24 protein-coding genes are annotated in these 26,421 nt (G+C 73.4%); 10 read left to right on the top strand and 14 right to left on the bottom strand.

What is annotated here, in order from left to right; genetic code table 11:
• Nucleotides 1–7 precede the first annotated feature (7 nt).
• Both AB0M30_RS18025 and AB0M30_RS18020 read left to right on the top strand, forming a co-directional pair.
• Complete coding sequence (locus AB0M30_RS18025; protein ID WP_364585135.1) at nucleotides 8–700, top strand: hypothetical protein; 693 nt, start codon at nucleotides 8–10, stop codon at nucleotides 698–700.
• Nucleotides 697–1,290: a hypothetical protein gene (locus AB0M30_RS18020; protein ID WP_364585134.1), complete on the top strand. Its 594-nt coding sequence runs from the start codon at nucleotides 697–699 to the stop codon at nucleotides 1,288–1,290. The genes AB0M30_RS18025 and AB0M30_RS18020 overlap by 4 nt, the downstream gene beginning before the upstream one ends.
• Here AB0M30_RS18020 and AB0M30_RS18015 read toward each other — a convergent pair.
• Nucleotides 1,202–1,987 carry a helix-turn-helix transcriptional regulator gene (locus AB0M30_RS18015; protein ID WP_364585133.1) on the bottom strand — a complete coding sequence of 262 codons (786 nt, stop codon included), beginning with the start codon at nucleotides 1,985–1,987 and terminating at the stop codon, nucleotides 1,202–1,204. The two genes, AB0M30_RS18020 and AB0M30_RS18015, sit on opposite strands and share 89 nt — an antisense overlap.
• Nucleotides 1,988–2,035: 48 nt before the next feature.
• On the opposite strand from AB0M30_RS18015, the gene AB0M30_RS18010 reads away from it, so the two are divergent.
• Complete coding sequence (locus AB0M30_RS18010; protein WP_364585132.1) at nucleotides 2,036–2,809, top strand: ESX secretion-associated protein EspG; 774 nt, start codon at nucleotides 2,036–2,038, stop codon at nucleotides 2,807–2,809.
• Between the two features lie 201 nt (nucleotides 2,810–3,010).
• Here AB0M30_RS18010 and AB0M30_RS18005 read toward each other — a convergent pair whose 3' ends face one another.
• From AB0M30_RS18005 to AB0M30_RS17985, 5 genes are all read right to left on the bottom strand, one after another.
• Nucleotides 3,011–3,370 (bottom strand): hypothetical protein, encoded by a 360-nt coding sequence (locus AB0M30_RS18005; protein ID WP_364585131.1) that lies wholly within the window; start codon nucleotides 3,368–3,370, stop codon nucleotides 3,011–3,013.
• The gene (locus tag AB0M30_RS18000) at nucleotides 3,367–3,630 is read right to left on the bottom strand and encodes a YbaB/EbfC family DNA-binding protein (RefSeq protein WP_364585130.1); all 264 of its coding nucleotides are present in this window, start codon (nucleotides 3,628–3,630) and stop codon (nucleotides 3,367–3,369) included. The genes AB0M30_RS18005 and AB0M30_RS18000 overlap by 4 nt, the downstream gene beginning before the upstream one ends.
• Nucleotides 3,627–4,634, bottom strand: coding sequence for a CHAP domain-containing protein (locus AB0M30_RS17995; RefSeq protein WP_364585129.1), 1,008 nt, complete (start codon nucleotides 4,632–4,634; stop codon nucleotides 3,627–3,629). Before AB0M30_RS17995 ends, AB0M30_RS18000 begins: the two co-directional genes overlap by 4 nt.
• Nucleotide 4,635: 1 nt before the next feature.
• A complete protein-coding gene (locus AB0M30_RS17990; protein WP_364585128.1) occupies nucleotides 4,636–5,349 on the bottom strand; it encodes a transglycosylase SLT domain-containing protein in 714 nt (237 codons plus the stop codon).
• Between the two features lie 422 nt (nucleotides 5,350–5,771).
• On the bottom strand, nucleotides 5,772–8,084 hold the full coding sequence (locus AB0M30_RS17985) for a LuxR C-terminal-related transcriptional regulator (protein ID WP_364585127.1): 2,313 nt from the start codon (nucleotides 8,082–8,084) through the stop codon (nucleotides 5,772–5,774).
• A 165-nt stretch (nucleotides 8,085–8,249) separates the two neighbouring features.
• On the opposite strand from AB0M30_RS17985, the gene AB0M30_RS17980 reads away from it, so the two are divergent.
• On the top strand, nucleotides 8,250–9,344 hold the full coding sequence (locus AB0M30_RS17980; protein WP_364585126.1) for a helix-turn-helix domain-containing protein: 1,095 nt from the start codon (nucleotides 8,250–8,252) through the stop codon (nucleotides 9,342–9,344).
• Between the two features lie 526 nt (nucleotides 9,345–9,870).
• Here the strand turns inward: AB0M30_RS17980 and AB0M30_RS17975 are convergent.
• The 3 genes from AB0M30_RS17975 to AB0M30_RS17965 form a co-directional block, all read right to left on the bottom strand.
• Nucleotides 9,871–11,694 carry a cellulase family glycosylhydrolase gene (locus tag AB0M30_RS17975; RefSeq protein ID WP_364585161.1) on the bottom strand — a complete coding sequence of 608 codons (1,824 nt, stop codon included), beginning with the start codon at nucleotides 11,692–11,694 and terminating at the stop codon, nucleotides 9,871–9,873.
• 104 nt (nucleotides 11,695–11,798) lie between these two features.
• On the bottom strand, nucleotides 11,799–12,977 hold the full coding sequence (locus tag AB0M30_RS17970) for a lipase family protein (protein ID WP_364585125.1): 1,179 nt from the start codon (nucleotides 12,975–12,977) through the stop codon (nucleotides 11,799–11,801).
• Between the two features lie 28 nt (nucleotides 12,978–13,005).
• Nucleotides 13,006–14,568 (bottom strand): GMC oxidoreductase, encoded by a 1,563-nt coding sequence (locus AB0M30_RS17965; RefSeq protein ID WP_364585124.1) that lies wholly within the window; start codon nucleotides 14,566–14,568, stop codon nucleotides 13,006–13,008.
• A gap of 107 nt (nucleotides 14,569–14,675) precedes the next feature.
• Between AB0M30_RS17965 and AB0M30_RS17960 the strand changes: the two genes are divergently transcribed.
• A complete protein-coding gene (locus AB0M30_RS17960) occupies nucleotides 14,676–15,233 on the top strand; it encodes a TetR family transcriptional regulator (RefSeq protein ID WP_103344015.1) in 558 nt (185 codons plus the stop codon).
• 326 nt (nucleotides 15,234–15,559) lie between these two features.
• On the opposite strand, the gene AB0M30_RS17955 is transcribed toward AB0M30_RS17960, so the two are convergent.
• The 5 genes from AB0M30_RS17955 to AB0M30_RS17935 all read right to left on the bottom strand — a co-directional run bounded on the left by AB0M30_RS17955 (nucleotide 15,560) and on the right by AB0M30_RS17935 (nucleotide 21,670).
• Nucleotides 15,560–16,276, bottom strand: coding sequence for an aquaporin (locus AB0M30_RS17955; protein ID WP_364585123.1), 717 nt, complete (start codon nucleotides 16,274–16,276; stop codon nucleotides 15,560–15,562).
• Between the two features lie 416 nt (nucleotides 16,277–16,692).
• Entirely contained in the window at nucleotides 16,693–17,313 is a 621-nt protein-coding gene (locus tag AB0M30_RS17950; protein ID WP_364585122.1) for a hypothetical protein, read from the bottom strand.
• A gap of 144 nt (nucleotides 17,314–17,457) precedes the next feature.
• Nucleotides 17,458–20,277: a type 2 lanthipeptide synthetase LanM family protein gene (locus tag AB0M30_RS17945; RefSeq protein WP_364585121.1), complete on the bottom strand. Its 2,820-nt coding sequence runs from the start codon at nucleotides 20,275–20,277 to the stop codon at nucleotides 17,458–17,460.
• A gap of 83 nt (nucleotides 20,278–20,360) precedes the next feature.
• The gene (locus tag AB0M30_RS17940; RefSeq protein WP_364585120.1) at nucleotides 20,361–20,555 is read right to left on the bottom strand and encodes a DUF6229 family protein; all 195 of its coding nucleotides are present in this window, start codon (nucleotides 20,553–20,555) and stop codon (nucleotides 20,361–20,363) included.
• Between the two features lie 206 nt (nucleotides 20,556–20,761).
• Entirely contained in the window at nucleotides 20,762–21,670 is a 909-nt protein-coding gene (locus tag AB0M30_RS17935; protein WP_364585119.1) for a LysR family transcriptional regulator, read from the bottom strand.
• Between the two features lie 102 nt (nucleotides 21,671–21,772).
• On the opposite strand from AB0M30_RS17935, the gene AB0M30_RS17930 reads away from it, so the two are divergent.
• The 5 genes from AB0M30_RS17930 to AB0M30_RS17910 all read left to right on the top strand — a co-directional run bounded on the left by AB0M30_RS17930 (nucleotide 21,773) and on the right by AB0M30_RS17910 (nucleotide 26,373).
• Nucleotides 21,773–22,879: an FAD-dependent monooxygenase gene (locus AB0M30_RS17930; RefSeq protein WP_364585118.1), complete on the top strand. Its 1,107-nt coding sequence runs from the start codon at nucleotides 21,773–21,775 to the stop codon at nucleotides 22,877–22,879.
• Nucleotides 22,876–24,636 (top strand): CocE/NonD family hydrolase, encoded by a 1,761-nt coding sequence (locus AB0M30_RS17925; protein WP_364585117.1) that lies wholly within the window; start codon nucleotides 22,876–22,878, stop codon nucleotides 24,634–24,636. Before AB0M30_RS17930 ends, AB0M30_RS17925 begins: the two co-directional genes overlap by 4 nt.
• Nucleotides 24,633–25,118 (top strand): nuclear transport factor 2 family protein, encoded by a 486-nt coding sequence (locus AB0M30_RS17920; protein ID WP_364585116.1) that lies wholly within the window; start codon nucleotides 24,633–24,635, stop codon nucleotides 25,116–25,118. Before AB0M30_RS17925 ends, AB0M30_RS17920 begins: the two co-directional genes overlap by 4 nt.
• Before the next feature lie 12 nt (nucleotides 25,119–25,130).
• Nucleotides 25,131–25,286, top strand: coding sequence for a hypothetical protein (locus tag AB0M30_RS17915; RefSeq protein ID WP_364585115.1), 156 nt, complete (start codon nucleotides 25,131–25,133; stop codon nucleotides 25,284–25,286).
• Between the two features lie 181 nt (nucleotides 25,287–25,467).
• On the top strand, nucleotides 25,468–26,373 hold the full coding sequence (locus AB0M30_RS17910) for an acetamidase/formamidase family protein (protein ID WP_364585114.1): 906 nt from the start codon (nucleotides 25,468–25,470) through the stop codon (nucleotides 26,371–26,373).
• The last annotated feature ends 48 nt before the right edge of the window (nucleotides 26,374–26,421 follow it).

The raw sequence follows: 26,421 nt of genomic DNA, 5'->3' as shown, positions 1-26,421 counted from the left end.
CGCGGCCATGGCTGAGTTCCGCGGCCTCGGCTTCGACCCGGTCCCCGGCAGCCCCGACGCGGTGGCCGAAGCCGCCCGCCGCTGCACCGCCACCGCGGCGGGGCTCGAGGAAATCCACTCCCCGGGGCCGATCCCCGAGTGGGCCGGCCGGTCCGCGCAAGCACTCGCGGACCGCGCCGAACGAGCCGCCACCGGCCTGTCCGCCACCCGGGACGCTCTCCGCGCCGCCGCCGGAGTCCTCGAAGACTGGGCCGGCAGCCTCGTCGCGAACCACCGCCGGGCCGACGACCTCGACCGGCGCGCCACGGTGGCGCGCCAAGCCGTCACCGCCGCGCACGACGACGTCGAGCAAGCCGAAACCGAGGCCCAGTTCTCTCCCACCACCCAGCCGAACCTCACCGAAGCCCGCGCCCGGCTCGCGGCCCGCCAGGACGACCTCGACCGCGTCCTCACCGAAGCCCGCGACCTGGAACGCGCCCACAACACCGAAGCGACCCGCGTCGCCGAGCGGCTGAGCGCCCTCGGCGACGGAGCCCCGTTGCCTGAAGCGCCGGGCTTCTCCGGGATGGCGACCCATCTGGAGACCTTCTCGGCCGTCGGGCGCGAGCTGGGTGTGACCGTCGCGAAGACGCCCGTCGTGCCGGTCACGCCGCCGCCGGGTGCCGTCAGCGCGTTCGCCACCGCACTGGGTGGCCGGTGAAACTGCCCGCCGTTCCGGGGATCACCCCGGTGAACCTGGACTCGGTCGAGCGCACCACGGCTGAGCTGCACGTCCTGATGGCCCGGCTGCGCGGTCCCGACGCCGCCCGCGACCTCGGCCTCGAGGCCGCCGCCGTCCAGTGCGCGGAGGTCGCCCACGAGCAGCGGGCGGGGCTGCTGGCCCTCGTCGAACACCGGGACGCCGATCCCGCCCTGCTCATCGCCGGGGTCGTCCCGGTCGACAACCCGGGCGAGGCCGCCGGCCTCGGGTACTTCCTCGCCGACCACACCCCCGGTATCCGCGACGTCAGCGAGGCGCGCACCGGCCGTGGTTACCCGGTGGTGATCGTCGAGCGGATCGGCCTTTCCGGCGCTCAGCTGCAGGCCGTCGTGCTCGACCCGGACCGGCCGCGCGCGGCCGTGTTCACCCTGCATTCCCCCGGCGGCCGCGGCTGGCTGGAGGTCGCCGGCCTGGCCGGGACGCTCGTCGCCGGCGTCGACCTCACCCCCGCAGGGCCCGCTCCCGGAACTCGCGTGGGGTCCGGCCGGTCGCCTGGCGGAACGTCCGCGAGAAGTGCGGGGCGCTGGTGAACCCGCAGTCCCGCGCGATCTCCGCGATCCCGCGTCCCGCCTTCGCCGGGTCGGCCAGCAACGCCTTCGCGCGGTCGACCCGCAGGCCCTTGAGCCGTTCCGAGACGCCCTGGCCGTCGTCGAACAGCTGGTACAGCCGCCGTCGCGAGATGTACAGCGCCTCGGCGATCTTGTCCGCGCCGAGCGACTGCTCGCCGAGGTGCGCCCGCATGTACTCCAGGGCTTCGCGCCGCCGGGCCGCGAGTGCGTCGACGCGGTCGAGTTCGACGCGCAGCGCGCTCCGCAGCACGAGTTCGGCCAGGCCGAGCAGGTGGTGCGCGAGCCCGTGCGGGTCGAGCCGCGGACCGGCCGCCACGACGTGCGCGACGGCGCCGGCGAACAGCGAACGCAGCGGCGCCTCGACCTCGACCGGGCGGAACATCAGCGGCCGCAGCTCGGCGAAGGAGATCGACAGCTTCGCCGCCGCGACGGTCAGCATCACGACGCCGGAGGGCTGCAGGTGCAGCGTCGCGTCGGCGAACGTCAGCTTCGCGCCGGATTCGGCGACCGCGCGCGGGACGGGACAGCGCAGCAGCAGCTGGACGTCCTCGGGGTCCTTGCGGCCGCCGAGGATCGCGGCGCGCGCGGCCGCCGCCCCGGACGCGCGGACGACGAGGTACCCGCTCGCGGGGACGTCCAACGACTGCGGCTCGGCCATCGGCACCATCGTGCCCGATGGCGGCCACTCGGCTCGGGAAGGGGGACCATGGCGCGGCGCACCGCGACGGCGGCGGGAGTGATCCTGTCGCATCTGGAATTCGATCTCCTCTGGGAGGACCTGGGGCCGGGCGGGCCACCGCCGTACCCGTTCGACGTGCCGTCGCACGGCGCGACGTACGCTGAACGCGACGACCTGGGCGTCCAGGTGTTCGCCGGCCTCGCCGAGGCCGGGTTCACCGACGGGGACGACGTCGACCCGGACCTGGCGGACCTGGTCGTGCTGCTGGGTTCGCCGACGGTGAGCGTCGACGCGCTGGTGCTGGGTGAAGCGCCGTGGCGGCTGCTCGCGGCGGCGCGGGCCGGTGCCGGCGTGCTCGCCGTGCTGGACGACCGCGACGTGGTGCTGGAGCCGGTGCGCCCGGACGGCGTGGTCGCCGCGGTGGCCCGGATGGTGGGCGATCTCGAGGCGGGCCCGGGTGACCAGCTGCGGCTGCCGCGTGCGGCGTATTCGGCGGCGATGGACGCCTACGCGCGCAGCGGGTACGACGCGTTCGAGCGGGCGCTGAGCACGGCCGGGATCACCGGCCGCGCCGTCCGACCGCTGGCGACGCTGGTGACGGCGCAGCGGTACGCGGCCGGCCAGCTGGCGGCGACCGGCCCGGCGGGCCGGAGCCCGGTGCTGGCCTGGTTCGACACGGCGGCCGGCCGGTACGCGGTGATCCCGGAGGACGTGGGCGGTGAGCCGTGGGTGACGGTGACCCCGGCCGACGGCGCCTGGCTGGCCGACCGCTTGGCGCGCATGGTCGACGACGTCCGCTGAGCAGTCTCCCGCGGCTCGTGGGGGGGGGGGTTGGGGGGGGTTTGACCCCCCGCAGCCCACCCCCCCCCCGGGCGCTTGGCCCCGGGCCGGGGGCCCGGCGGGGGGCGCCGGCTGCCCCCCGCCCCCGCCCCCCGCCCCGCGCGGGGGGGGGTGTTTGTGTTGGGCGCACACACCCCCCCACACCCCCCCCACGACCCGCTGTCACGTTGCCCAGGTCGCCGGGACCAGGGTGTCCTCGTCGGGCTCCGGCGGCCGGCGGCGAGGGCGCGCGGCCGTCCTGGGTTCGTCCGGCAGCAAGTCCCCGAGCAGCTCGCGGCCTTGTCGCAGGGCAGCTGCACCCGCCTCCGCGGACAGCCGCCGGATGACCTCGGCCAGCTCCCCCGGCGACCGGTCCGGCGCCCACCGGTCGAACCGCAGGTCCACCAGCGCGCCGTGCAGGTCGACGACCACGGAAACGCCGTCATCCGCCGCGGAAGCGCGGATCGCCGCCAGCCGAGCCCCGTATCCCGGCTCCGGGGCCGCGAAAGCGTCGTCGGCCAGCTCCACGGCCGTCCTGGTCACTGCGCCCGCCAGCTGTCCGGTGTGGTCTCTTCCGCGGCTTCCCCCGGCTCCGGCAGGCCGAGGGCGGCCACCCCGTCCCGGGTGTGCCACAGGGAAGCCGTGGCCCGCGCCGACGCGGCCGCCGTCAGCACCAGGATCCGGCGCGCCAGCTCGGCCGGCTCCAGCCGCAGCGCCGCGGCTTCCAGGGTCAGCTCCCGCAGCGCCCCACCGGGCGCGACCTCGACGGCGACCGTCCGGTCGGCGGCTTTTCCGGTGATCACGGGTGGACCCCTCCGTAGAACGTCGACGCCGAGAGCGTGTGCGTGTTCCGGCGGACGGCGTCCCCGGAGTTGCCCTCGATCATCGTGACCTGGTTCCCTTCGACCTTCTCGACGATGCCGATGTGCGTGCTCGTCGACGTGTTCTGCGGGCCGGTGCCGAAGATCAGCACGTCTCCCGGCTTCGCTTCGTGCAGCGCGTGCTTGCCGTAGGCGTGCCCGTTGCGTTCGCCCCAGTGGTAGACGTCACCGCTGAAGGGCAGCACCGGAATCTTCACCCCGGCCTTGCGCCACATCGCCGTCGCGAACGAGGAGCACCACGCGGCGGTCGGCCCGTACGGGTTCCGGTTGCTGCCCGGCGGGTTTTCGCGCGTACCCAGTTCTTTCCTCGCCGCGTGGACGATCTCCCGGCGCCGGCCCGGGACCTTGCTGGGGTGCGTCGTCTTCACCGCCTTGTCGCCGACCCCGTCGTGGGTCAGGTCCTTCCGTAGCTCGTGCAGTTTCTTCGCCGCCGCCTTGAGTTCGGCATCGACCTGTCGCAGCGTCGACGCCGACTGCCGCGTGTACCGCGGCGCCAGGTCCGCGGCGTGCCCGACGGCCCGCATCAGCGCCGCCTGCGTCCCGGCCGCGACACCGGCGTCGAGAACCTGCTTGGCCTGGGCGGTGTACTCGTCGACCAGCCGCTGCACGGCCGTGTGCCCGCTGTCCACTGTGGACGCCACGTGCGCGACGACCTTCTCCGCCGCCGCGCCGGCGCCACCGGTGATCCGCAGCTCCTTCGTCAGCTTCGCGCTGTGGTGGCGGAAGCCGTCGGCGCCGCGGCCGTGCCAGTGGTCCAGGACCGTGGCGCTTTCCTTGTGGTAGGCGTCGTGCTGGGCGTCCAGCGCCCCCGCCACCTGGTGCAGGGCGTACTCGGCGCGGATGGCGTCTTCGGCCTTGCCGGCAAGCTTGTTGCGGTGCGCGATGAGGTCCTTCGCGAAGGAGCGCGCGAGCGCGTCGGTGTCCATGTCAGCCCTTTCCGTTCAGCGCGGCGGCGGTGGCCGTCTCGTGGTCGCGATAGGACTTCGCGGCTTTCCCCGCGGCCGACGCGAGCCCGTCGGCGTGCGCGCCGACGCCCTTGACCTGCCGCTGCAGCGCCAGCCCGAACCCGGCCAGCGCGTCGGCGAACCCCGACTCCTCGCCGACCTTCCCGAAGCTGTCGCGGGCGATCTCGCGGACGTCGCGCAGCTGCCCGGTCGCGGTGCCCAGCGCGTCGGCGACGTGCCGGGTCCGGTGCACATAGGCGTGCAGCACCGCGTCGTCCACCCGCAGCGGGCTGCCCCCTCCTCGTGCCTGGGGCTGGCCGTGGTGCTCGATGACGTCTTGGGCGGCCTTGCGCGCGGCCGTCAGGTGGTGCTGGTACGCCCCGTTCGTGTACGTCGACCAGGGCGTGAAGTCGTGGCCGTCACCCGAGATGCGGTTCGCGACCCGGGCGTTGGTGTCCGGGTCGAACAACTGGTCGTCGGACTTCAGGTGGTACTGGCGGCGCCGGTCCGGGCCGAGCGCGCCCAGCATGTTGATCTGCCAGAGCCCGTAGGAATCGTCCGGCGGGGTGGCGTTGTGCGCGGTGGTCCGCCCGCCGGACTCGGCCAGCGCGACGGCGACCGCGGTGGTCAGGCCCTGGCCGCGGAACCCGGCCGCGTAGGCGTGCCGGGCGATCTGCTCGGCGCTCAGCTTCGTCATGGTCCGACCTTGTCCGGCCGGGGCACCGTTCCGGTAGGCGCGGTGCACGCAGGGACAACCCGGGTGCACGCGCGGCTCATGCGCCGAGGGACGCCATGGGTCCCGGCGCCCTGACCGCTGGTTTCCCGGCCGCTTCCGGGACGGGCCCGCTGCGCGATCATGACGGAGAAGGCCGGTCCCGGCCGGGGTTTCGGTGGCGGGAAGCAAATTCGGGGCCGTCGCCGTCGCGCCGGGTTCCTCGAGTCCGAAGCCGCGATCGCCTGGTACGTCCGCGCGGCTCGCCTCCCAGGGCGCGGCGCTGCATTGCGTCGCGGATTCGAGCCAGGCCGAAGACCCGGTGGACCGGAACCGGCTGGCCGTGATGGGCCATTCGATGGGACCACGCGCGGCTCATGCGCCGACGGACGCCATGGCCGAGCCGATCACCCCGGCCCGGATCCGCGTCCCGTCCGGGAAGCAAGCCGCTCGTTCACCCAGACCGCGACCTGGGTCCGGTTCGCGAGGTCCAGTTTGTTCAGGATGTGCTGGAGGTGGGTTTCCGCGGTCCGCTGGGCGATGACCAGGCGGACGGCGATCTCGCGGTTGCTCAACCCGGTCGCGACCAGCCTGGCGATCTCCGACTCGCGCCGGGTCAGCGGCGGCAGGACCGCGTTCCCGGCGGCCTCCTCGCACTCCGGAGCCGTGGGCGCCTCGGGTGCCAGGATGTCGTGAGGATTCCGCCGGTGTCCCTCGGCGAACGCCTTCTCGAACCGCGCTTCGCCGAGCGCGTCGCGAGTGGCCGCGAGCAGCTCCCGGTGGGCCAGCGACACCGCGATGTCCGGCTCCGCTCCACACCGGTCCCACAACGTCGCCGCCGTGCCGAACAACCTCGCCGCCCCCGGCCAGTCCGCGCGCTTGGCCGAGGCCCACGCCAGCCCGTCCACCCGGTACGCCGCCGACAGCACGTCCGGCCCCCGCAGGTCGATCTCCAGCGCGTCGCGCATCGCGCGTTCCCCGACACCGAGGTCACCGCCGAAGAGGATCTCGGCCGTGCCCCGTCCGAACAGGGCCATGGACCGGTAGGACTCGTCCTGCCCCGATTCGCACAGCCGCAGCATCCGGTCCAGCAGGCGCCGCGCACCGGCGAGGTCACCGCGGAACGCCGTCGCCACCGCCTGGATGAACAGCGGGTGCAGCTGATGGCGTGGCTCGCCCCGGGCACCGAAGATCCGCACGGCCTCGGCGGCGTTCTCCAGCGCACGCGGCTCGACCGCGAGCAGCGCCACGAAGGCCCGCGCGTGGCGGATGTACGGCACCGCGTCGTCGTCGCTGCCGGCTTCGGCGAGCTTCAGCCGGTGCCTGGCCCCGTCCAGATCCGCGTGCAGGGCGGCGCACAAGGCCGCGCGGGCCTGCGCCGTCGCTCGCCCCGGGGCGTCGTCGGGCGCGACGGCGAGCGCACGATCGAACCACTCCCGGATCTCCCACGCGGCACCCCGGGCCATCCAGTACTCGATCACGTCGCTCGCCATCCGGAGCGCGACCGTGGCCTCCTCGGGGGTGCGCAGCGACCACGACAGCGCCGCCCGGAGGTCCGCGTGCCGGTCGGACAGGCGGGCGAACCAGTCGTCGCGCCGGGGGCCGAACCACTCGGCGCCGGCCTGCCCGAGCAGCCGCGCGTGGTGGTCGCGGTGCCGCCGGGCCACGACCTCGGCGGTCCCGGTGGCGGTCAGCCGTTCCTGACCGAACTCGCGCAGGGCCTCGAGCATCCGGAACCGAATGCCGTTCGTTCCTCCGACGCGCAGCAGCACCGACTTGTCGACCAGTCCGTCCACGGCGTCCAGCACCGCGAAGCCATCGAGCCCGGGAACCGCGCAGACGTCCTCGGCGGCGGACAGGTCGAACGCAGCCGCGAAGACCGAGCAGCACTCCCAGACCGCCCGCTCGACGTCCGTGCACAGGGAATGGCTCCACTCGATGGTGGCCCGCAAGCTGCGGTGGCGCTCCGGCAGCGACCTCGCGCCGGTGGTCAGCAGCGCCAGGCTGTCCCCCATCCGGGCGACGATCTGCCCGGGCGAGAGCACGCGGGTGCGCGCCGCGGCGAGCTCGACGGCCAGCGGCAGGCCGTCCAGCTGCCGGCACAACGCCACCACGGACGCCACGTCGCCTTCGGTGAGCCGGAACGACGGCAGCACCTCGGCCGCCCGGTCGGCGAACAGCCGGACCGCGTCGTAGGCGACCGCGTCCGCGACGGTCCGGGCGTTCTCCGGAGGGACGGCCAGCGGCGTCACCGGCACGATCCGCTCGCCCGCGACCCCGAGCGAACACCGGCTGGTCGCCAGGACCACCAGGCCCGGGCACTGCCGCAGCAGGACGCCCACCAGCTCGGCGCAGTCGGCGACGAGGTGCTCGCAGTTGTCCAGCACGAGGAGCATCCGCCGGTCGCGCAGGTGGGCCAGCACGGTGTCCCGGGCGGTCCGGGCGGCCGTGTCGTGCAGGCCCAAGCAGTCGGCGAGCGTGCGGGTCACCAGGGTGCCGTCGCGCAACCCGGCGAACCCGGCCATCGCGACGCCGTCGGAGAAGGCCCGGGTCACCGAGCCGGCGACCCGGCAGGCGAGCCGGGTCTTGCCCACGCCACCGGGACCGGTCAACGTGACCAGGCGGCTCGCGCCCAGCAAGCGCCGCACCTGGGCTTCGTCCTCGGCGCGGCCCACGTAACTCGTCAGGTCCCGCCGCGCGCTCACGCCGCCGTCGTCCACCGTGCCTCCGCTTCCCATCTTGATCGGTCGCGGTGTTCGTGTCCATGTGGCCCAACCGCCGTTGCGCCGATCAGCCGGAAATACGTGTATTCATCGACGCGGGCAGCGGCTCTCGCCGCCCAGACTCGGCGCGCCAGCGATGCCCGCCCGCTCCGGAGGTCGACGATGACCGTCCCCCAGCCCCTGCCCGACGGCGTCGTGGCGGCGATCGCCCGCGCGGTCGTCGCCGGTGTCCGGCACGCCGTCCCCCGGCACGCCGCACTGTTCGACGCGAGCGCGACGGAGTTCGTGGCCGCGCTGGTGCGCGGCTCCCGGCCGGTCCCCGCCGGGATCGCCGCGGGTGCGGACGCCTTCCGCCGCGCCGGCGTCGCGGAGCACGCGGCGGGCGGCGACCTCGACCGGCTCACGCGCGCCTACCGGGCGGGCGGGCGCGGCGGCCTTCCGATCGTGGCCGAGCTGGGCCGCCTGGCGCACCCGGGTGCCGTCGCCGCCGGGGTGGAGGCCCTGCTCCGGTGCGTCGACGTCTTGAGCCGCCTGTCGACCGAGGCCTTCCGGGCCGCGCAACCGCCGTCCGCCACCGACCTGCGACGGGACCTGCTGCGCGAACTGATGGCCGGCCGGCCCTGGACCGACCTGGCCGCGCGCGCGAAGTGGCCGCCGCCCGAGCGCGTGCTGGCCGTCGTCGTGGCGCCCGGCCTACGCATCGCCCCGTGCGACCCCGGACTGCTCGCCGACCTCACCGCCGAACCGCCGTACCTGCTCCTCCCGGCCCACCCCGACCCGGCGCGGCTGCTCGGCCACGGCCCGGCCGCGACCGGACCGGCCGTCCCCCCGGCCGAGGCGGCCACCTCGCTGCGCTGGGCCCGGCGGGCCTGGGCACTGCGGGACCGCGGCGTGCTCCCTCGCGACGGCGTCCTCCGCTGGCCCGACCACCTGACCACGCAGTGCCTGTTCGCGGACGAGCCGCTCACCCGCGCACTCGCCGCGCACAGCCTGGCACCCCTGGCCGGGCTGCCCGGGAACCGGCGCGGCACGCTCGCCGAAACCCTCGCGGCGGTGCTCGACGCCCGCGGTGGCGCCCCGGAAGTCGCGACCCGGCTCGGCATCCACCCGCAAACGGCCCGCAACCGCCTCCGCCGGCTGCGCACCCTGTTCGGCGCGCGCCTGGACGACCCGCGAGAACGGCTCAACCTGCGCATCGCGTTGCGCGCCGAGCGAGCTTTGGCGGACGAAACGGCACCGGCCGCCCGGACGGCTTGATGATCGGCTGACGGATCGAATTCCCGCCGCGGCGCTTTGCCGGTGATTCCCCTTCGGTTCACGAGCCGATTCACGCGCATTGACGTGGTGTGACGAATGGGCGCCACTCCGCTATAACGGCATTGTCGTGTACCGGCGGAGGGCGGTTGCGTCATGGGTAAGCCAGGTGCGGACCGGCGTGTGGTCGTCGATCTGGCGCGCGAGGTGGTGGCCGACGTCGCACCCGATGAACTGGGGTTGTTCCCGGAGCGGTGCCGCGCGTATTTCCGCCGCCGGAAGGGCGCGTCCACGATCCGCGCTTGGACCAAGCGGGGATTCCGGCGGTTCGCGCCGCCCACCGACGAGCCGGACAGCGCGGTGGTGGGCGTCGATCCCGCGGAGCCGCGGGGAATCCCGTGGGCCGAGGAGCAGCTTGGGCGCATACGGGGGCGCGCGTACCGGCAAGCCCGCGAGTTCAAGGTGCCACCGGCGCGGGCGAGCAAGCTGGCGGACACGATCGTCGCGAAACTCGCTTCGAGGGCAGGCCCTAGGACCGGCAGAGCAGCGCGTCCGGTGTCCGGCTCGAACCGATCCGGCCGGTGTAGGCGACGCCGGCGAGGTATTCCCCCGGCGCACACTGGCCCTTGTAGTTGCCGGTCGCGAAGTCGCCGCCGGGGTCGCCGGAGGGCCGGTTGTCGCCGCGGTCGAACCACACCGTGCGGCCCGTGCGGCCCAGCGGTGTCGCCGACCGGGCGCACAACACCGCCGAGAAGGCCGCGCCCTGGACGCTGTACCCGACGACCGCGTGGCCGGGCGGGCACTGCGTCTTGGTGTAGCCGGACGCCCAGTCGGTGTCGACGTAGGTCTCGTCGCGCACGACCACGTACCCGGCCGGGGCGGGGAGCGTCCCGGTGCACAGGCCGCGGTTGCCGGTGTGGGCCAGGCCGGCGAGCCGCTGGCCGTCCGGACAGACACCCTTGCGGGCGCCGGAGTTCCAGTCCGGCAGCGCCCGGACCTGGCGCGACGCCGGGAAGTCGCCGTAGTCGAGGTTCAGCATCGACCAGTGTTCCGAGGCCGGGATCGGCCCGGTCCGGGACGGCGCCGAGATCAGCCGCTGCCAGGCCGGGCCGCGCCAATCGGTGCCGTCGAGCACGTCGATGCGGCGGCCCGCCGGGTCGTACTCGAGCAGGGCCCAGCCGTCGCCGGAGCCGTCGGTCTGGAAGCCGACCGCGGGCCAGTAGGCGAAGTCCGTGTCGGTCTCGGCGAGGTAGTTCACGAAGTTTTCGAAGAACGCGCGTGACGCCGGGTCGGTGGTGTTGCGGCCTTCGCCGAATTCGCTGATCCACAGCGGCGCGGTGTAGTGCTTGCCGGTGTCGGCCGAGACGAAGAACGCCTGCCGGTACAGCACGTCCCGCAGTTGCTGGGGTGCGAGGTCGCGGTAGCGCGGGTCGTGCGTTTCGCCGACGCCGGTCGCGCCGGAGTGGTTGGGCCCGGTGTAGCCGTAGAAGTGCGCCGAATAGACCAGCTTGCCCGAGTCCACGAGCGTGTGCGACAGCGTCCGGGCGGGTTCCAGCGTCGGCCGGCCGTGCGGGAAGCCGTCGATCGGCAGCCCGGTCCAGTTGATGCCCTCGACGAAGATCAGCAGGTCGCGGTTCGCTTCGGTGAGGATGCGGTCGGCGACCTGCTGGCTCGCGCGCTGCCAGTCGGTGCCGTTGCCCCAGCCCCAGTTGGGGTCGTCGAAGGTGTTGCGGCGCACCTCGTTGTACAGGTCGGCGCCGACGACGCGCTTGTTCGCGGCGTAGCGGCGCGCCATGAACAGCCAGTCGTCCTGCCACTGCTGCTCGGTCTGCGCGGTGTTCCAGCGTTCGTTGCCGTCGAGCCCGCAGCACCAGCGCGAGGTGGTGGTGTGGTTGTTGAGGACGACGGCGAACCCGCGCGCGGTCAGCCGCTCGACGACGCGGTCGTAGACCTGCAGCGGCGTGAAGCCGTGCAGGTCCGGGTTGGCGGCCAGGTCCGGGACGGGCCGGGTGTCGTGCAGCATCGCGTTGGAGAACTGCAGCCGGACGCTGTTGAGGCCGAGCCGCGCGAGCCCGTCGATGACGGTGTCGACGGACGCGCGGTCCAGCCCGAGCGGGGTCTGGTAGGCGATCTCGCCGGCGTGGTGATTCGCCGGGTCGGTCACGTCGCCGGAGCCGGTCCACGTGCCGCTCGCGCCGTGCCAGTTGGCCGCCTTCAGCTTGAAGCGGTCGCCGTGCGCGTCGACGATGTACCGGCCGCGGGTGCTGAGCGGCCCGGTCCAGGGCGGCGGGTCCGCCTCGGCCCGGGCCACCGGAACGACGACGCCGGCGGCGGCGAGCAGGACGATGAGCAGCGCACCCGGGATCCTCACGCACGGAAGTCAACCAACTCCGGAGCCGCCTGATAAGGGCCGAAGGGCGGGCTTCGCCGGTCACGACGTCCGCGGGCGGAGATCGCTCAGCAGCCGGAGCGGGCGGGCTTGCCCGCGAACCGGTCGGCCAGGTAGCGCACGACATCGCCCGCGGAGAACGCCAGCGTCGTCACGTGCTCGCCGACGTAGGTGCCCCACGTGACGTCGACCCCGGCCGCGCAGTACTCGCGCCGCAGGGTCTGCGCCTGCGCCAACGGGATGATTTCGTCGAGGCCGCCGTGGAACAGGAAGATCGGCGCCCGCGGCGGCCGGGCGCCCAGTTCGTTCTCGGCCAGCCGCTTCTGCCACTTCGCCGTGGTGAGCGGGTTCGCCGTCGTGTAGTCGGCGATGTGCCCGAAGGCGTAGCCGAACACCGCGTCGACGCACGCGTCCTGCTGCGTCGCGTACAGCGTGCGGCCGCGGTCGTTGAGGTAGACGGGCAGGTCCAGCTCGGGGTAGGCCGCGTCCAGGCCGAGCGCCGAGAGCAGCAGGAAGCCGAACCCGACGCCGCCGTCGAGGTTCTCGGCCACCACGTTCAGGTCCGCGGGGGTGCCACCGGCGGTGATGCCGGCGACGTGCAGCTCCGGTGCGTACGACGGGGCCAGTTCGCCCGCCCAGGCCGCTCCTCCGCCGCCTTGGGAGTACCCGGAGAACGCGACCGGCCCGCCGGCGGCCAGGCCGGCGGCGGGGAGCCGGGTGGCCGCGCGGACGGCGTCGATCACCGTGTGGCCCTCCGAGCGTCCGACGACGTAGGTGTGCCGGCCCGGCGTGCCGAGGCCCTCGTAGTCGGTGATCGCGACAGCCCAGCCGCGGCTCAGCATGGCGTCGACGAACAGCGGCTTCTCGTAGTCCGGCTGGAACTTCGACGGCGCGCAGCGGTCGCCGATGCCGCGGGTGCCGCTGGCGACCGAGACGATCGGGCGCGGTCCCGGGCCGGTCCACGGCGCCGCCGGCACCAGGACCCGGCCCGACAGCGCGATCGGCGTGTCCGTCGCGGACCTCGACCGGTACAGCACGAGGTACCCCTCGGCACTGCCGGAATCCGGCAGCGGCCGCCACCAGACGACGTCGCCGTCGGCGCCCGCCGGCAGCGGGCTCGGCGGCGTGTAGAAGGCGTCACCGTCCGGGCCGCGCGGCGGATCGGCGGTCGCGGCGCTCGCGGACACCGCGGAGAGCAGGGTGATGACGACGGCCAGCAGGACCGTCCGGAAAGGACTTCGGCGCACGGGAACTCCTCGTTGAGTCCGCTCGGGATCAGAAGACGCGGTCGACGTCTCGGGCGATCAGGTGGTCCAGCGCGCGCTCGGCGAGCGCGGCGATGGTCATGGACGGGTTGCAGGCCGCGGTCGTGCCCGGCATCAGGGCGCCGTCGAGCACGTAGAGGCCGCGGTGGCCGAGCACGCGGCCGTCCAGGTCGCAGACCGAGCCCATGGCGGCGCCGCCGAGCGGGTGCCAGGTGCTCGGCGCGACGGCGGTGGTGTCGAGCAGCACGCCGAGCGGGCCGGCGATGCGGGTGATCCGTTCGTGGATGCGGGCGCTCAGCTTCGCGTCGGCGCCGGAGGGCCAGTGCAGCACGGCGTCGTCCTTCGCCGCGTCGTAGACGAACCGGCCGCGGCCTTCGCTGACGCCGTACCCGACGAGCATCGTGGTCCGCAGGTCCGGCAGCGGCGGCAGCGACGCCTGGATGACGGTGTTGGCCGTCGCGGGGTCGGCCCACTCCTTGCTGCCGTAGACGACCGGGCCGCCCTGCGGGGCGCCGAAGTCGTCGGCGAGGTTCGTCCAGGTGTAGATGCGGTCGCCGTTGCTGCCCCAGCCGGCGCCGAGCCCGTCGGGCAGGTCGGGGATGTCGCCCTTCGCGCCCGCCCGCATCAGCAGCCGCGTCGTGTTCGCCGTCCCGGCCGCCATGACGAGCGCCTTCGCCGTCAAGACCTTCTTCTCCAGCACGTTCCCGGCGGTGTCGATGCGGTCCACGCGGATTTCCCACCGGCCGTCGGGCGCCAGCGCGACGTCGGTGACGTTGTGCAGGACGGCGACGGTGCAGCGGCCGGTGGCCTCGGCGGCGGCGAGGTAGGTGACGTCGACCGAGTGCTTGCCGCCGTTGTTCACCCCGAGCGCGCAGTCGCCGTTGGTGTAGGACGGTTTCAGCTCGCCGTCGAGCTCGCGCAGGGCGTAGTCCCAGTCGATCGGCATCGGGATCTTCTCGACGGAATAGCCGGCGTTGCGCGCGTTGCGGGCGAAGATCCGGGACGCCTTGTAGGGCGTGCTCTCGACGAGGGCGTCCGGTGCGGCGGCGATGCCGAGCATCGCGGCGACGCGCGGGTAGTACTCGGCGTCCAGCCGCGCGTAGTCGAGCTGCTCGGGGAAGCAGGCGTGGAACAGCTCGGCCGTCGGCTGCAGCGTCATGCCTTGGTAGACCAGCGAGCCACCGCCGACGCCGGCCGCGCACATCATGCTCATCCCCCGGCCGGTGACCTGCTCGAGCAGGCCGGTGTAGCGCTCGAACGGCGGCAGCGACGGCAGGCCCGGCAACGCCGGCGCCGAGCCCAGCCAGAAGATCCGCTTGTCGGGCGCCGACGTCGGGTGCGGGAACGTCTCGGCGTCCGGCCCGGTCGGCCACCGCCGGCCGCGTTCGAGCACCAGCACCGGCACCCCGGCCTGGGCGAGCCGCAGCGCGGTGACCCCGCCGCCGAACCCGGACCCGATGACGACGACCCGGTGTTCTTCCCGGCTGACCGGCACGCGGCCCGCTCCGAGCGCGGCGACGCCACCGAAGGCGATGGCGCCCTGCAGGAGGGTGCGGCGGTTCAGGGTGCGCATGAGCGGGTTCCTCCGGCCGTGATCGTGACTTTCGGTGACTGTAGGAACCCGAAGCGAGAGATGGAACGGATTGCCCGTCTCACTACTCACGAGTAGGGTCGGGCCTCATGCGCGCAGCGCGACCGTCCGCGGCCGTACCCCGGCGCGTCGACGCCCGGCGCAACCGCGAGGCGATCCTGCGCGCGGCCGACGAAGCGTTCAGCGAGGACGCCGACGTCGCACTGGACGCGGTGGCCCGCCGCACCGGCCTCGGCCGCGCGACCGTCTACCGCCACTTCCCCGACCGCACGGCGCTCGCGCTGGCCGTCGCCGCGCACCACCTCGCCGCGCTCAAGAACCGGGTCCGCGGCCGGGAGCCGTTCCGCGAACTGCTGGGATCGGTGCTGGCCATGCAGGCTCGGCGCCGCCCGCTCGTCCGGCTGTTCCGCGAACTGCCGGAGCGCAGCCGCCGCCACCACGCCCACGCCCTGGTTTCGCTGCTGCGCCCGGCTCTGGAGCAGGCCCAGCGCGAAGGCACCGTGCGCGCGGACATCGAACCCGCGGACCTGGCCCTGCTGTTCGAGATGCACGAGGCGGCACTGGCGTCGGAGCTGGTCACGCGGGAGCCGTCGGAACCGGCAGAGCGACTGGTGCGGGTGTTCCTCGACGGCTTGACCGGATCTTGACAAGAGGAGCCCGGTTCCGCGGCTCGCGCGGCGGTTGCGCGGCAGCCGCTCGGCGGGGGGCGTCGAGCCCGGCCAAGCCGGTGACCTGGGACTGCCAAGGATGGCCTGGAACTGCTGGACCAGCACGTGGTAGCCGGCCGGCAATTCCGGCGGCTCAGCCGTCGGCGACCGGTCCGTCCCGTTGCGCGCCGACTTGGGCCGGATCGTTCCGATTCAACGGGCAACGATGCCGCGGCGCCACGGTGGGCGGGGCGTCGTCGAGAGTCCAGCCGAGCGCGGCGGCGGTTCGCAGGACACAGGCACGGCACGGGTCTTCGCCGTTCACGTCACACCCCGGCCTTGACCGCCGGCCGGCGGGTGACGAGGTAGTCGCACAGGAACGCGGCGGCCAGACCGCCGGCGAGCGGGCCGGCGAGGTAGGCGAAAAGCTGCCACCACGCGGCATCCTCGCCGGCGAGGGCCAGCACCGCGTCCGGGCCGAAGGTGCGGGCCAGGTTCACCGAGGCACCGGTGAGCGGACCGAACACCATGATCTGGGTGGCCAGCGCGAGCCCGATCCCGATCCCGGCCACGCCCTTGGGCGCGTTCGGCGCGACAGCCAGCGTGAACACCGCGGTGACCAGGATGAAAGCGCCGATCGCCTCGGCCACCAGCGCCTGGACGTAGCCGACCCCGGTGCCGAAGGTCGTGGCGCCCAGCCCGGCGGCGGTGGCGGTGTCGCCGTAGGTGGCATAGACCAGTGCGGCACCGAGCACGCCACCGGCGAGCTGCGCGACCACGTAGGCGGGGACTTCCCGCCACGAGAACCGGCCACGCGCGGCCAGCGCGACGGTGACCGTCGGGTTGAAGTGCCCACCCGACACCGAACCGAAGGCGTAGATCGCGATGGCCAGCGCGAGCCCGTGTGCCAGCGCGACGATCAGCAGGCCGGGCCCGCCGGCCCGGGCCGCCGCGACGGACACCGCGGCGCCGATGCCGAACAGGCACAGGATGGCCGTGCCGGCGAGCTCCGCCGACAGGCGTCGAACCAGGGACGTGTCCATGTACTCGTCCTTTCCTTGTGGTACAAGGGAAAACGGGACGGCGGCACAGACAGACGTTAGGGACTCCACACCTCGGGAGACACCGCCGACCGGCCAACGTAAGTGAATGTTAAGAACCGGCGGCAGAACAAACTCGGGCCCTCCGTGCCGTGTTCGCGGTCGAATCTGGTCAGCCCGGCGTTGAGATAGGCCTCGTACAGTGCGCCGAAGGCGAGGTTCGCTCAAAACACGAGGCTGGTGAGGCGGGTTCCGCCGAACCGGCGTCGTAGCCGAGGTCGGGGATCGCCCCGCACTGGAGCGGCACGCGGGACTCCGACCGGCTGGACCGGCCAAGGCCAGTCCAGCCGTCACCAGAGCCAGCGGCACCCCCAGTGTCCTGGGCGCTGTGGGCCGTTCACGGCTGCAGAGCACCGGAGTCAAAGGCAGGCGCCGGTGCCCGTGGCATCGATCCAGACCGTGATGTCGTTCTCCCCGCTACCGGCCGGGTCGGTTTCCACCACCCGCAATGAATGCGGGCCGACCGTCAGGTCGCCGGGTGCCATGATGGCGCCCTGCTGGAAAAAGTATGCCTCTTCCAACTCGAAGAAGCCCGGGTCCAAGAACCGTTTGATCGACGTGCGCTCGGTGGCCAGCGGGGCGCCGTCGAGAAAGAAGTCCAGCCGCACGGAGTTCAATTCCGCCTTGGCGTTCTGCATGGTGAACGACTTGTCTCCACCGATGTGTTCCGCCACCAGGATGACGTGCCAGTCGTCCTGGCAGAAGTGCCGGCCGTCGACCGGCTGCAGCACGCGAATGGACACCCGGCCGTCGATGTCGGCCGGGGAGCCGCCGTGGACCGGGCCGTGGTTCCGGATGGCTGCTCCGCCGGTGCCGCTCGCGTGCAGGACGGCTTCCGCGTCGCCACGGCTCGCGCGGCCAGGAACCGCTTGGGCCGGCGCACAATTCATCGACACGGCGATGCCCAGCAATCCGGCGACGACGACCACCTTGCGGATAACACCGAAAGGACGATTCGTGTGACAAAAGAACGGCTTCATCTGACCTCCTCGGAACGTGGGTGTCATCGAAGTCGCCGATGCCGGCCGCCGGGTTACAGATAAATGGCCGGCCAAACCGATGAGCTCCGGCCCCCCGCACCGGGCGATGACGTCACCGCGAGCCCTTCAGGCGAGACCCAGTCCTCAGTCCAGCAGGAGCGGGGACGGCAGGCGCTGCTCGGGATGCATGCGGAGCAGCCCGTGCACCACCCCGGCCAACCCGGACATCAGGCTCGGTGAAAACGCCTCGCGAGCCAGGCCGCCGACCGGGCCGCGCTGCTCCAGGCCGGTCAGGAGTTCCGCGTCGATCTCGTCGCGGTCCGGGCCGTCCCAGGACGGTTCGGCCTGGCGGATCGCGTCGAGCACCTCCCACATTCCCATGTCTCCGTGGCACAGCGTGTGGCTCCAGCCGAAGCCTTCGGCGGCACTCGCGCGGGCGGCGCGGCCGGCCATCTCCAGCCACCGCCCCTCGCCGGTGCGGCGGTGCAGGTCGAGCGCCGCCAGCCCGATGCCGGCGCTGCCGTGGCACCAGCTGGTGAAGAAGTCCTCTTCACTGCCGGTGCGGGCGTCGAACCAGTTGCCCTCCTCCGGGCGGTACAGCCATTCCTGGTAGGCGAACGCCCGCTCCGCCAGCTCCCGCCAGGTAGCCCGTTCCGCGACCGTGCCGGCGTCGCTGAGCGCGAGGCGCATCAGGGTCCAGCCGATGCCGGTTGCGCCGTGGGCGAAGCCGCCGATGCCCTCGGGGTTGAGCCGGGTGGGCCAGCGTGCTCCGTAGTCCTCGTGCACGGCCAGTTCCACCAGGCGGTTGCCGACCGCCGCGGCCACCGGGAGCCACTCCGGGCGGCCGGTTGCGGCGAGGCCGAGCAGCGGCACCGCGGCGCCCGCGACGCCGTTGAGCAGGTCGACCTCGCGGTCCTCGGCGATCATGCGGCCGTCGGTGAACAGCCCGGCCCGCTCGGCCGCCCGCTCCGGCAGCCAGTCCCAGCCCAGCACGCGGTGCAGCGCGAGCCACGTCCACACCTGCGACGCCGCACCGCTGAACGCCCCGGCCGACGGCGTCTCGGTCAGCTCCTCGACGCTCATCAGCACCCGTAGCGCCCCGTCGAAGCACTCCTGCACGCCGGCGACCTCGTCGGCGCGGCCGGCGCGCACCTCGGCCAGGTATTCGGCCAGCGTGAGCACCACCCCGCCCTGGCCGGTGTACAGGTCGGCGGGCAGGACGCGGATCGACCAGCCCGCCGGGGTGAACACCGGGCTGATCCAGGTGACCGTGCCGTCCGCGCCATGCACCCCGCCGTCGCACAGCTGCCGGACCAGCCGCGCGGCCAGCGCCCGCCGCCGGTGGTCCCGGTCCCGGCCGTGCGGCTCGTGCGCCGGGTACTGGCGGCGCGATGGCAGGGTGCGTTCGTTGAGGTAGGCGCCGACGAGGGCGTCCTGGATGATCGACTCCTCGAACGGCAGGTCCGCCCCGCGCCAGTCGGCCACCGACGCCGCGATCGCCGCGTCGTCGACGGTGAAGCTGAACAACGGGACGTCCCCGGCCAGCAGGTCGGCGATCTCCGCGTCGATGGTCGGCCGGTCCTGGGGCGCGCCGTGCAGGACCTGCGCGTTGCGGAGCAGGATGTCCCGCCCGCGTTCGATCGCGGCCGCTTCGTCGTGCAGGGACGCCGGGTGCCACAGCATCCGGCCGATGTCGACGTAGGCCTGCGTCGGCCGCAGGATCCGGCGGGCTTCGGCGCCGTCGAAGTGCCGGAGCAGGTGGTGCACGTCGCCGGTGGGAGACGCGTCGAGGCGGTGCAGGTGCGCGGTCATCTCCCGGAACCCTTCGAGCACGCGGTCCCAGTGGGCGTGCAGCACCGGCTTCGGGCTGGGGTGGTTGCCCGCGGCCGGCACGTCGACGAGGTCGACCTGCAGGCGCGCGGCGGCCGTGCCCGCGTCGGCGATCACCGGCGCCGGGATCCGGGGCTGCTGCCCGGGCAGCGCGCCGATCCCGGAGATGTCCACCCCGCCCAGCGCGTATCCCGTGCCGCGCACCGGGAGCAGGCCGGTGCGCAGGACCGTCCGGCGGATCGACGCGGTCGCGACGTCCACGGCGTCGCCCTGCCCGCTGGCCGGGAACTCCGCGGGGGCGTCGAACAACGTCTCGGCGTCCACGACGACCGGCACCGGACCCGCCGCGATCATGTTCTCCGCGTGCATGTCGGTGCCGCCGCACAGCCGCAGGACGGCCAGCCAGTGTCCGAGGTTGCGGTAGAAGACGCCCAGCTCCCGCTCGTCGGCGCAGTAGCGCGGCTCGACGTAGTCGGCCCATCCGTAGCCGTCGCGCTGCAGCACCCGCGGCACCCGGATCCGCTCGGCGGGCCCCGGCGCGCCGGGGAACTGTGCGTAGACGTCCTCGATCAGCGCCGCGAGCGCCACGTCGATCGCCGAGTTCCGCGGCTTGTACATGATGGTTCCGGCCCCGACGTCGACCCGGCTGACGGTCAGGCCGCCCCGGTGCGTGTCACCCCGCCCGAACACGACCGCGTTCAGTGGTCCGCGCAGCGGCTCGTCGAAGGCGGGGCGGTCGGCGGCCAGCCGGGCGGCGAAGCCGGCGACGGCGGCCACGGACGCCCGCGCGACCCGCTCGACTCGCCGCGGCAGGACCGGGTAGCGCCCTTCGATGCTCGTCAGGTAGCCCTCGCGCGTCGCTTCTTCGACGTAATCCGCCCAGATTTCGCCGTCTCCGGCCGCGCCGGCGGCCAGCCGCCGCGCGTGCAGCTCGATCAGGAACACGCGGGACAGCTTCGCGTGCAAGGACTGGACCAACGCCTCGCTCCCGGCGGCCAGGATCAGGTCACGCTCGTCCGGGGCCAGGCCGGGAATCGCGTCGAGCTCGCCCGCCAGCGTGGTCCGCCACGGCCGGGTGAGCCGTTCCACCGGGCCGCCGAACGGGAGGGTTTCGTTGTCCACTGCGTCGAGCATGCCGGCCTCCGCCTGATCCGATCCGAGTGCGCCCGCGCACTCCCGCGAGGGGAATGGCGGGCGCGTACCGATAACCGATCTCGTCAGCAGCACCAGCTGCCGTGGGAGCCGGTCGGGCTCGAACAGAACGCGTACAGCATGTCGGTCGGGTCGACCAGCGCGGCCTCGGCGGCTTTCCCGCCGACGTAGAGCGGGCCGGCCGGGTTCGCCAGGCCGTGTACCGATTCCGAACCCGACAGCCAGCCTTCCAGCACGGCCGTGGAATCCACAGTTTGCATGGCATCCTCCAGTTCGACGAAGCATCTGAACACTTCGCGCGTAGTGTATGCATTTACGAGGCGCTGCTTCGACGGCCGTTCGGACGCAATTCAAACGGCTCACGGAAATTCGGCAAGATCGTTTTATGTCCGATTTCCGAAAAATCGACTCGCTGAAATGGCGGTACCATTCATGGGTACCGCTGCTTCGTCGTTCATCGAAAAGATCACGGCAGGCCCGCGGCGCGGGCCATGATCCGGCGGGTGCGCTCCCGCAGCAGCGCGTGCGTCCGGTCGTGGTGGTTGCGGGGGTGCCAGGCCATACCGAGCACCACCTCCGGCAGCACCACGGGAATCGGGAACGTCCGCAGCCCCAGCGTCTCCAGCATCGAACGGCCCAGCCGGGCGGGCGTGACGCAGACGACGTCGGTGCCCCGGGCCACGTGCAGCGCGCCCGCGAAGCTCGGCAGCACGGCGATCACCCGGCGGCTCAGGCCCAGCTCGGCCAGCCGCTCGTCGATCGGGCCGTGGGCCCGGCCCCGGCGCGAGACGACGATGTGGTCGGCCGCGGCGAACCTCTCGGGGGTGACGGTCTTCGCCTTCGCCAGCGGGTGCTCCGGCCGGATCGCGCCGACCAGCGTTTCGGTGACGAGCGTTTCCGAGTGGATCTCGGGGTCCCCCGGGCGGAGCGTCCCGATCTCCAGGTCCACGAGCCCTTCGCGCAGCGCCGGGGTGTCCTCGAGGTTTTCCGGCCGCAGCCGCAGGGAGATCCCCGGCGCCTGGCTCCGCAGGTCGTCGATGAGGGCCGGGATGAACGTCGTGGACAGCACGTCGGTGACCTGCAGGTCGAACATGCGCACCGCGGCGCGCGGGTCGGCCGCGGCCGAGGGGGTGAACAGCGCGCGGGCCCGGGTCGCGACCGCGTGCACCTCACTGCGCAGCTCCAGCGCCCGGGGAGTCGGCACCAGATCGCGGCCGGCCCGGACGAGCAGCGGATCGTCGAACGTGCGCCGCAGCCGGGCGAGGGTGCGGCTCATCGCCGGCGCCGAGGTGTGCAGGCGCGCCGCCGCCTTCGTCACGCTGCTCTCGGTGAGCAGGGCATCCAGCGCCTCGATGAGGTTCAGGTCGTAGTCCACCCAGCCGATTATCACAGGTGGAATCAGTCCGTACCCAGGTTGCACTGGAGTTAACCGGGTGACGTCCCTAGCGTCGGTGGCGAACGACGAAGGAGGACCGCGATGCGAGCTGTGGTGATCGGTGGCGGGGTCGTGGGCCTGACGACCGGAATCGCGTTGCGCCGCAGCGGAATCGACGTGGTGGTCCACGAGCGCGCGCCGGAGATCCGAGCGGCCGGGGCCGGACTGGGGTTGTGGGCCAACGCGCTGGCCGTGTTCGACGCCCTCGGCCTCGGCGAGCAGGTGCGCGCGATCGGCAAGCCCAGCGAGATGTCCTTCCACGACCCGGCCGGACGGCTGCTGGAGACCCCGGAATTCGGGGTCGAAGATCACCGGTTCCTGCTGGTGCACCGGGCGAAACTCAACGATCTGCTCGCCGACGCCGTCGGCCGGGACAACATCCGCCTCGCCACCGGGTTCGCCGCGTACGAAGAGCACGCGGACCACGTCACGGTCCGGTTGACCGACGGCAGTGAGGAGGCCGCCGACGTGCTCATCGGGGCGGACGGCGCGTACTCGGCGGTCCGCGCCCAGCTGGTGCCGGGGACGCCGGCGCAGGAACACCCCGGCCACCACGCCTGGCGCGCGGTGCTCCCGGACCCGGGCCTCGCGCTGACCGAGAACCGGCTGATCCTGGGCGGCCACCGCTGCCGCGGCGGGTACCTGCGCACCCACGACGGCGGCGTCTACTGGCTGGTGAACCAGTTCGACGCGCCCGAACCGACCGGCACCCTCAAGGAGCAGGCCCTCGCCCGGGCCGCGCACCTCGACGAGAGCGAGCACGGCGGCGTCCTCGCCGAACTGATCCGCGCCACGCCCGAGGACCGGATCCTGCACAACCGGATCATGCTCGTGCCGCCGCTGCCGCACTGGGCGTCCGGGCGCGTCGTGCTCGCCGGGGACGCGGCCCACGCGATGTCGCCGCACGTCACGGCCGGTGCGACGCTGGGCATCGAGGACGCCGCGCTGCTCGGCCGCCTGCTTTCCCCCACCGGCGACGTGATCGCGGCGCTCGCCGCCTACGAGGCGGACCGGATCCCCCGGTACGCCCAGGTCGCGGCGCTGTCGGCGGCGGTGGAGCACGCCGCCACACCGCAAGGGTTCGCGCGGCACTACGCCGCGTTCAGCCACTGGATGATCACGCCGACCGGGAACCCGGTGACGGCGTGAGGTTCACGGTGGAGGTGGACGTGCCGGTGCCGATGCGGGACGGCATCGCGCTCGCCACCAACGTGTGGCTCCCCGACGGGCCCGGCCCGTTCCCGGCCTTGCTGGTCCGCACGCCCTACGGCAAGGACGACGCCGGGCTGTACGGCAATCCGAAGCTCCCCGACGTGTTCGCCCTCGTCGAAGCCGGTTACGCCGTGGTGGCGCAGGACGTCCGGGGCACCTCCCGCTCCCCCGGCACGTTCGTGCCGCACGCCCACGAAGCCCCGGACACCGTCGACACCCTCACCTGGCTGGCCGCGCGGTCGTGGTGCGACGGCGCGGTCGGCATGTGGGGCGGGTCCTACATGGGTTTCAGCCAATGGCAGGCCGCGGTGCACGACGTCCCGGCGCTGCGGGCGATCGCACCGGTGATGACCTCGGCCGACCCGTACGCGGCACCGTGGCGCTCCCCCGGCGGCGCGTTGTCCCAGGACACCGTCCTCACTTGGGGCACCCTCTCGGCCCTGCGCAACCTGCGACGCGGACTCGACGACGGCCGCGGTGACCCCGCCGACGCCGCGGCGCTGCTGGCCGGCCTGTCCGAACCACGATCGCTGCACGAACCGCTGCCGACCGCCGGCCGCGCCGCGGTGACCCGCTCCCTGCCCTGGCTCGGCCAGGTGCTCGACCACCCGGAACGCGACGCCTTCTGGCGGGAGATCGCCGCCATCGACGACGTCGAGCGGATCACCGTGCCGGCCCTCCACATCGGCGGGTGGTACGACGTGTTCATCGGCGAAACCGTCCGGTCGTACACGACGCTGCGCCACCGCGGTGGCAGCACCGCCGCCCGCGACGGCCAGCGGCTGGTCATCGGCCCCTGGTCCCACCCCGACGGGACCTACCCCGACCGGTCGTTCGGGCTCTCCGCCGGCATCAAGACCGCCGGCATCACCCAGGAGCACCTGCGGTTCTTCGACTGCTGGGTCCGCGGCCGGCCCGGCCTCCCCGACCACACCCACCGGGTCCGGCTGTTCGTGATGGGGGCCGACGAGTGGCGCGACGAGCCGGACTGGCCGCTCCCGGACACCCGGTACACCGGATTCTTCCTCGACGGCGGCGGCCAGGCCGGCACCGCGGCCGGCGACGGCGTCCTGACCCGCGACACCCCGGCCGAGGACGCGACCGACACCTTCCACTACGACCCCCACGACCCGGTGCCCAGCCTGGGCGGCACCGTGCTCGCCGCCGCGCCGGGCACCTACCCCGGACCAGCCGACCAGGCCGCGATCGAAACGCGCGCGGACGTCCTGTGCTTCACTACCCCGGTTCTCCAGCGGCCCATCGAGGTCACCGGCCACATCACCCTGGTGCTGCACACCCGTTCGTCCACACCGGACACCGACTTCACCGGCAAGCTCGTCGACGTCCACCCCGACGGCCGGGCCATCCTGCTCTGCGAAGGCATCCAGCGCGTCCGCTACCGCGAGTCGCTCACCGAACCCGCGCTCCTGGCACCGGGCACGAACGCCGAACTCACCCTCGACCTGGGCGTCACCGCGAACGTCTTCCGGCCCGGCCACCGCATCCGGCTCGAAGTCTCCAGCAGCAACTTCCCCCGCTACGACCGCAACACCAACACCGGCGCGACGATCGCCACCGACGACGCGGACGCCGTGGTGGTCGCCGTCAACCACGTCCGCCACGGACCCGCCCACCCCAGCCGGCTGATCCTGCCGGTGATCGAACGCCCCACCCCCGAGGAGGACCGAGCATGACCACGCTGCCGGAACCGGCCGACCGGGCGGCCATCGCCGACGTCGTCGCCGGCCTGGCCCACGCCCAGGACGACCAGGACTGGATCGCCCTCCGCCGGCTCTTCGCCGAGCACGTGACGCTGGATCTCTCGACCCACTACCACGGCAGGCCGCCGACCACCGTGACCGCCGCCGACCTCGTCGAACTGGCCCGCACCACCCTGACCGGGTTCGACTGCACCCACCACGCCGCCACCGACCTCCTCATGCGGCAGACCGGCGGCGAAGCCACCTGCCGCGCGCACATGGTCGCCTACCACCACGTCCCCGCCGACCCCGGCGTCGTCGACCACTGCACGATGCGCGGCCGCTGGGACCTCAAGCTCCGCAAGCTCGGCGGGCGGTGGCTCATCGAGCACTGGACCATCGTGCGCACCGCGCCGTGGGACGGCTCCCCGGACGTCTACGCCCTCGCCGCCGCCCGCCTCGCACCCCGAACCTGAGGAGCACCGCCGATGTTCTACGAGATCCGCACCGAACACGCCCGGCACGGCCGCGGCGCCGAACTGGCCCGCTACCTGGACGAGACCGTCATCCCGCTGCACGAGGAACGCGGGATGCGGGTGGTGGGCTCGTTCACCGTGGCCGGCGACGAAGACGCCGTCGTCTGAATCAGGCGCTTCGAAGACGACGCCGACCGCGAACGTATCCTGGACGCCGTCCACCAGGATCCCCGCTGCGCCCCGCTGGCCGCCACCGTTTCGGCGCTGACGAGCGACCCGGCAACCACGACCCGGCTGGTGCCGACCGCCGGATCGGCGCTGCGCTGAGCCGACGTCGGAAAGGAAATTCGTGGCCGAGCACCGGCTTCCCGCGACCCGCGAGACCACAGTGGACGTCTTCGACCGGGCCACCCCGCCCGTGCTCACCGTCGACCCGGGTGACTCCATCGTGGTCGGCTCACTCGACGCCGCCGGCTACTTGGACCGGCGAGTACAGGGCCCCACGATGTTCCCGGACCGGCGCGGCCACTGCCTCACCGGTCCGATCGCGGTGCGCGGCGCCGAACCCGGCATGGTCCTGGGCGTGCACTTCACGTCGATCACGCCCGGCGACTGGGGCTGGACCGCCGCGGGCACGAAAGACAACGCACTCAACCGCCGGCTCGGGGTCGCCGGCGGCCCCGGCGCCTGGCTGACCTGGGACATCGGGCCCGAGACCGCCACCAGCAACCTCGGCCACACCGTCGCCGTGACGCCCTTCCTCGGCGTCATCGGCGTCCCGCCGGCCGAACCCGGACCGCACCCGACCATCCCGCCACGCCCGGCCGGCGGCGGCAACCTCGACTGCCGGGACCTCGTCGCCGGGTCGACGCTCTTCCTGCCGCTGACCGTCCCGGACGCGCTGCTGCACCTGGGCGACGGCCACGCGGCCCAAGGCCACGGCGAAGTCGGCGGAACGGCGATCGAGTGCCCGATGACCACCGCGGTGACCCTCACCCTGGCAGCGGACGCGGCGGTCCCGGGCATCCACGCCGAAACCCCGGAAGGCCGCATCACCTTCGGCTTCGGCACCGACCTCAACGAGGCCATGGCCGACGCCCTGGCCGCCATGGTGACCTGGCTGCAGCAGCTGCACGGCCTCGACCGGCCGACCGCCCTGGCGCTCGCCTCGCCGGTCGTCGACCTGCGGATCACCCAGGTCGCCAACGAGACGTGGGGCGTACACGCGGTCCTCCCGCACGGCGCGATCCACTGACGACGACCTACTGGCGGATCACCCGGCACTGACCACCGGGCGATCCGC

Origin of the sequence: Amycolatopsis sp. NPDC051716, from assembly GCF_040681595.1 — a bacterium.
GTDB lineage: Bacteria > Actinomycetota > Actinomycetes > Mycobacteriales > Pseudonocardiaceae > Amycolatopsis.
This window is presented reverse-complemented; position numbering and strand designations above follow the sequence as displayed.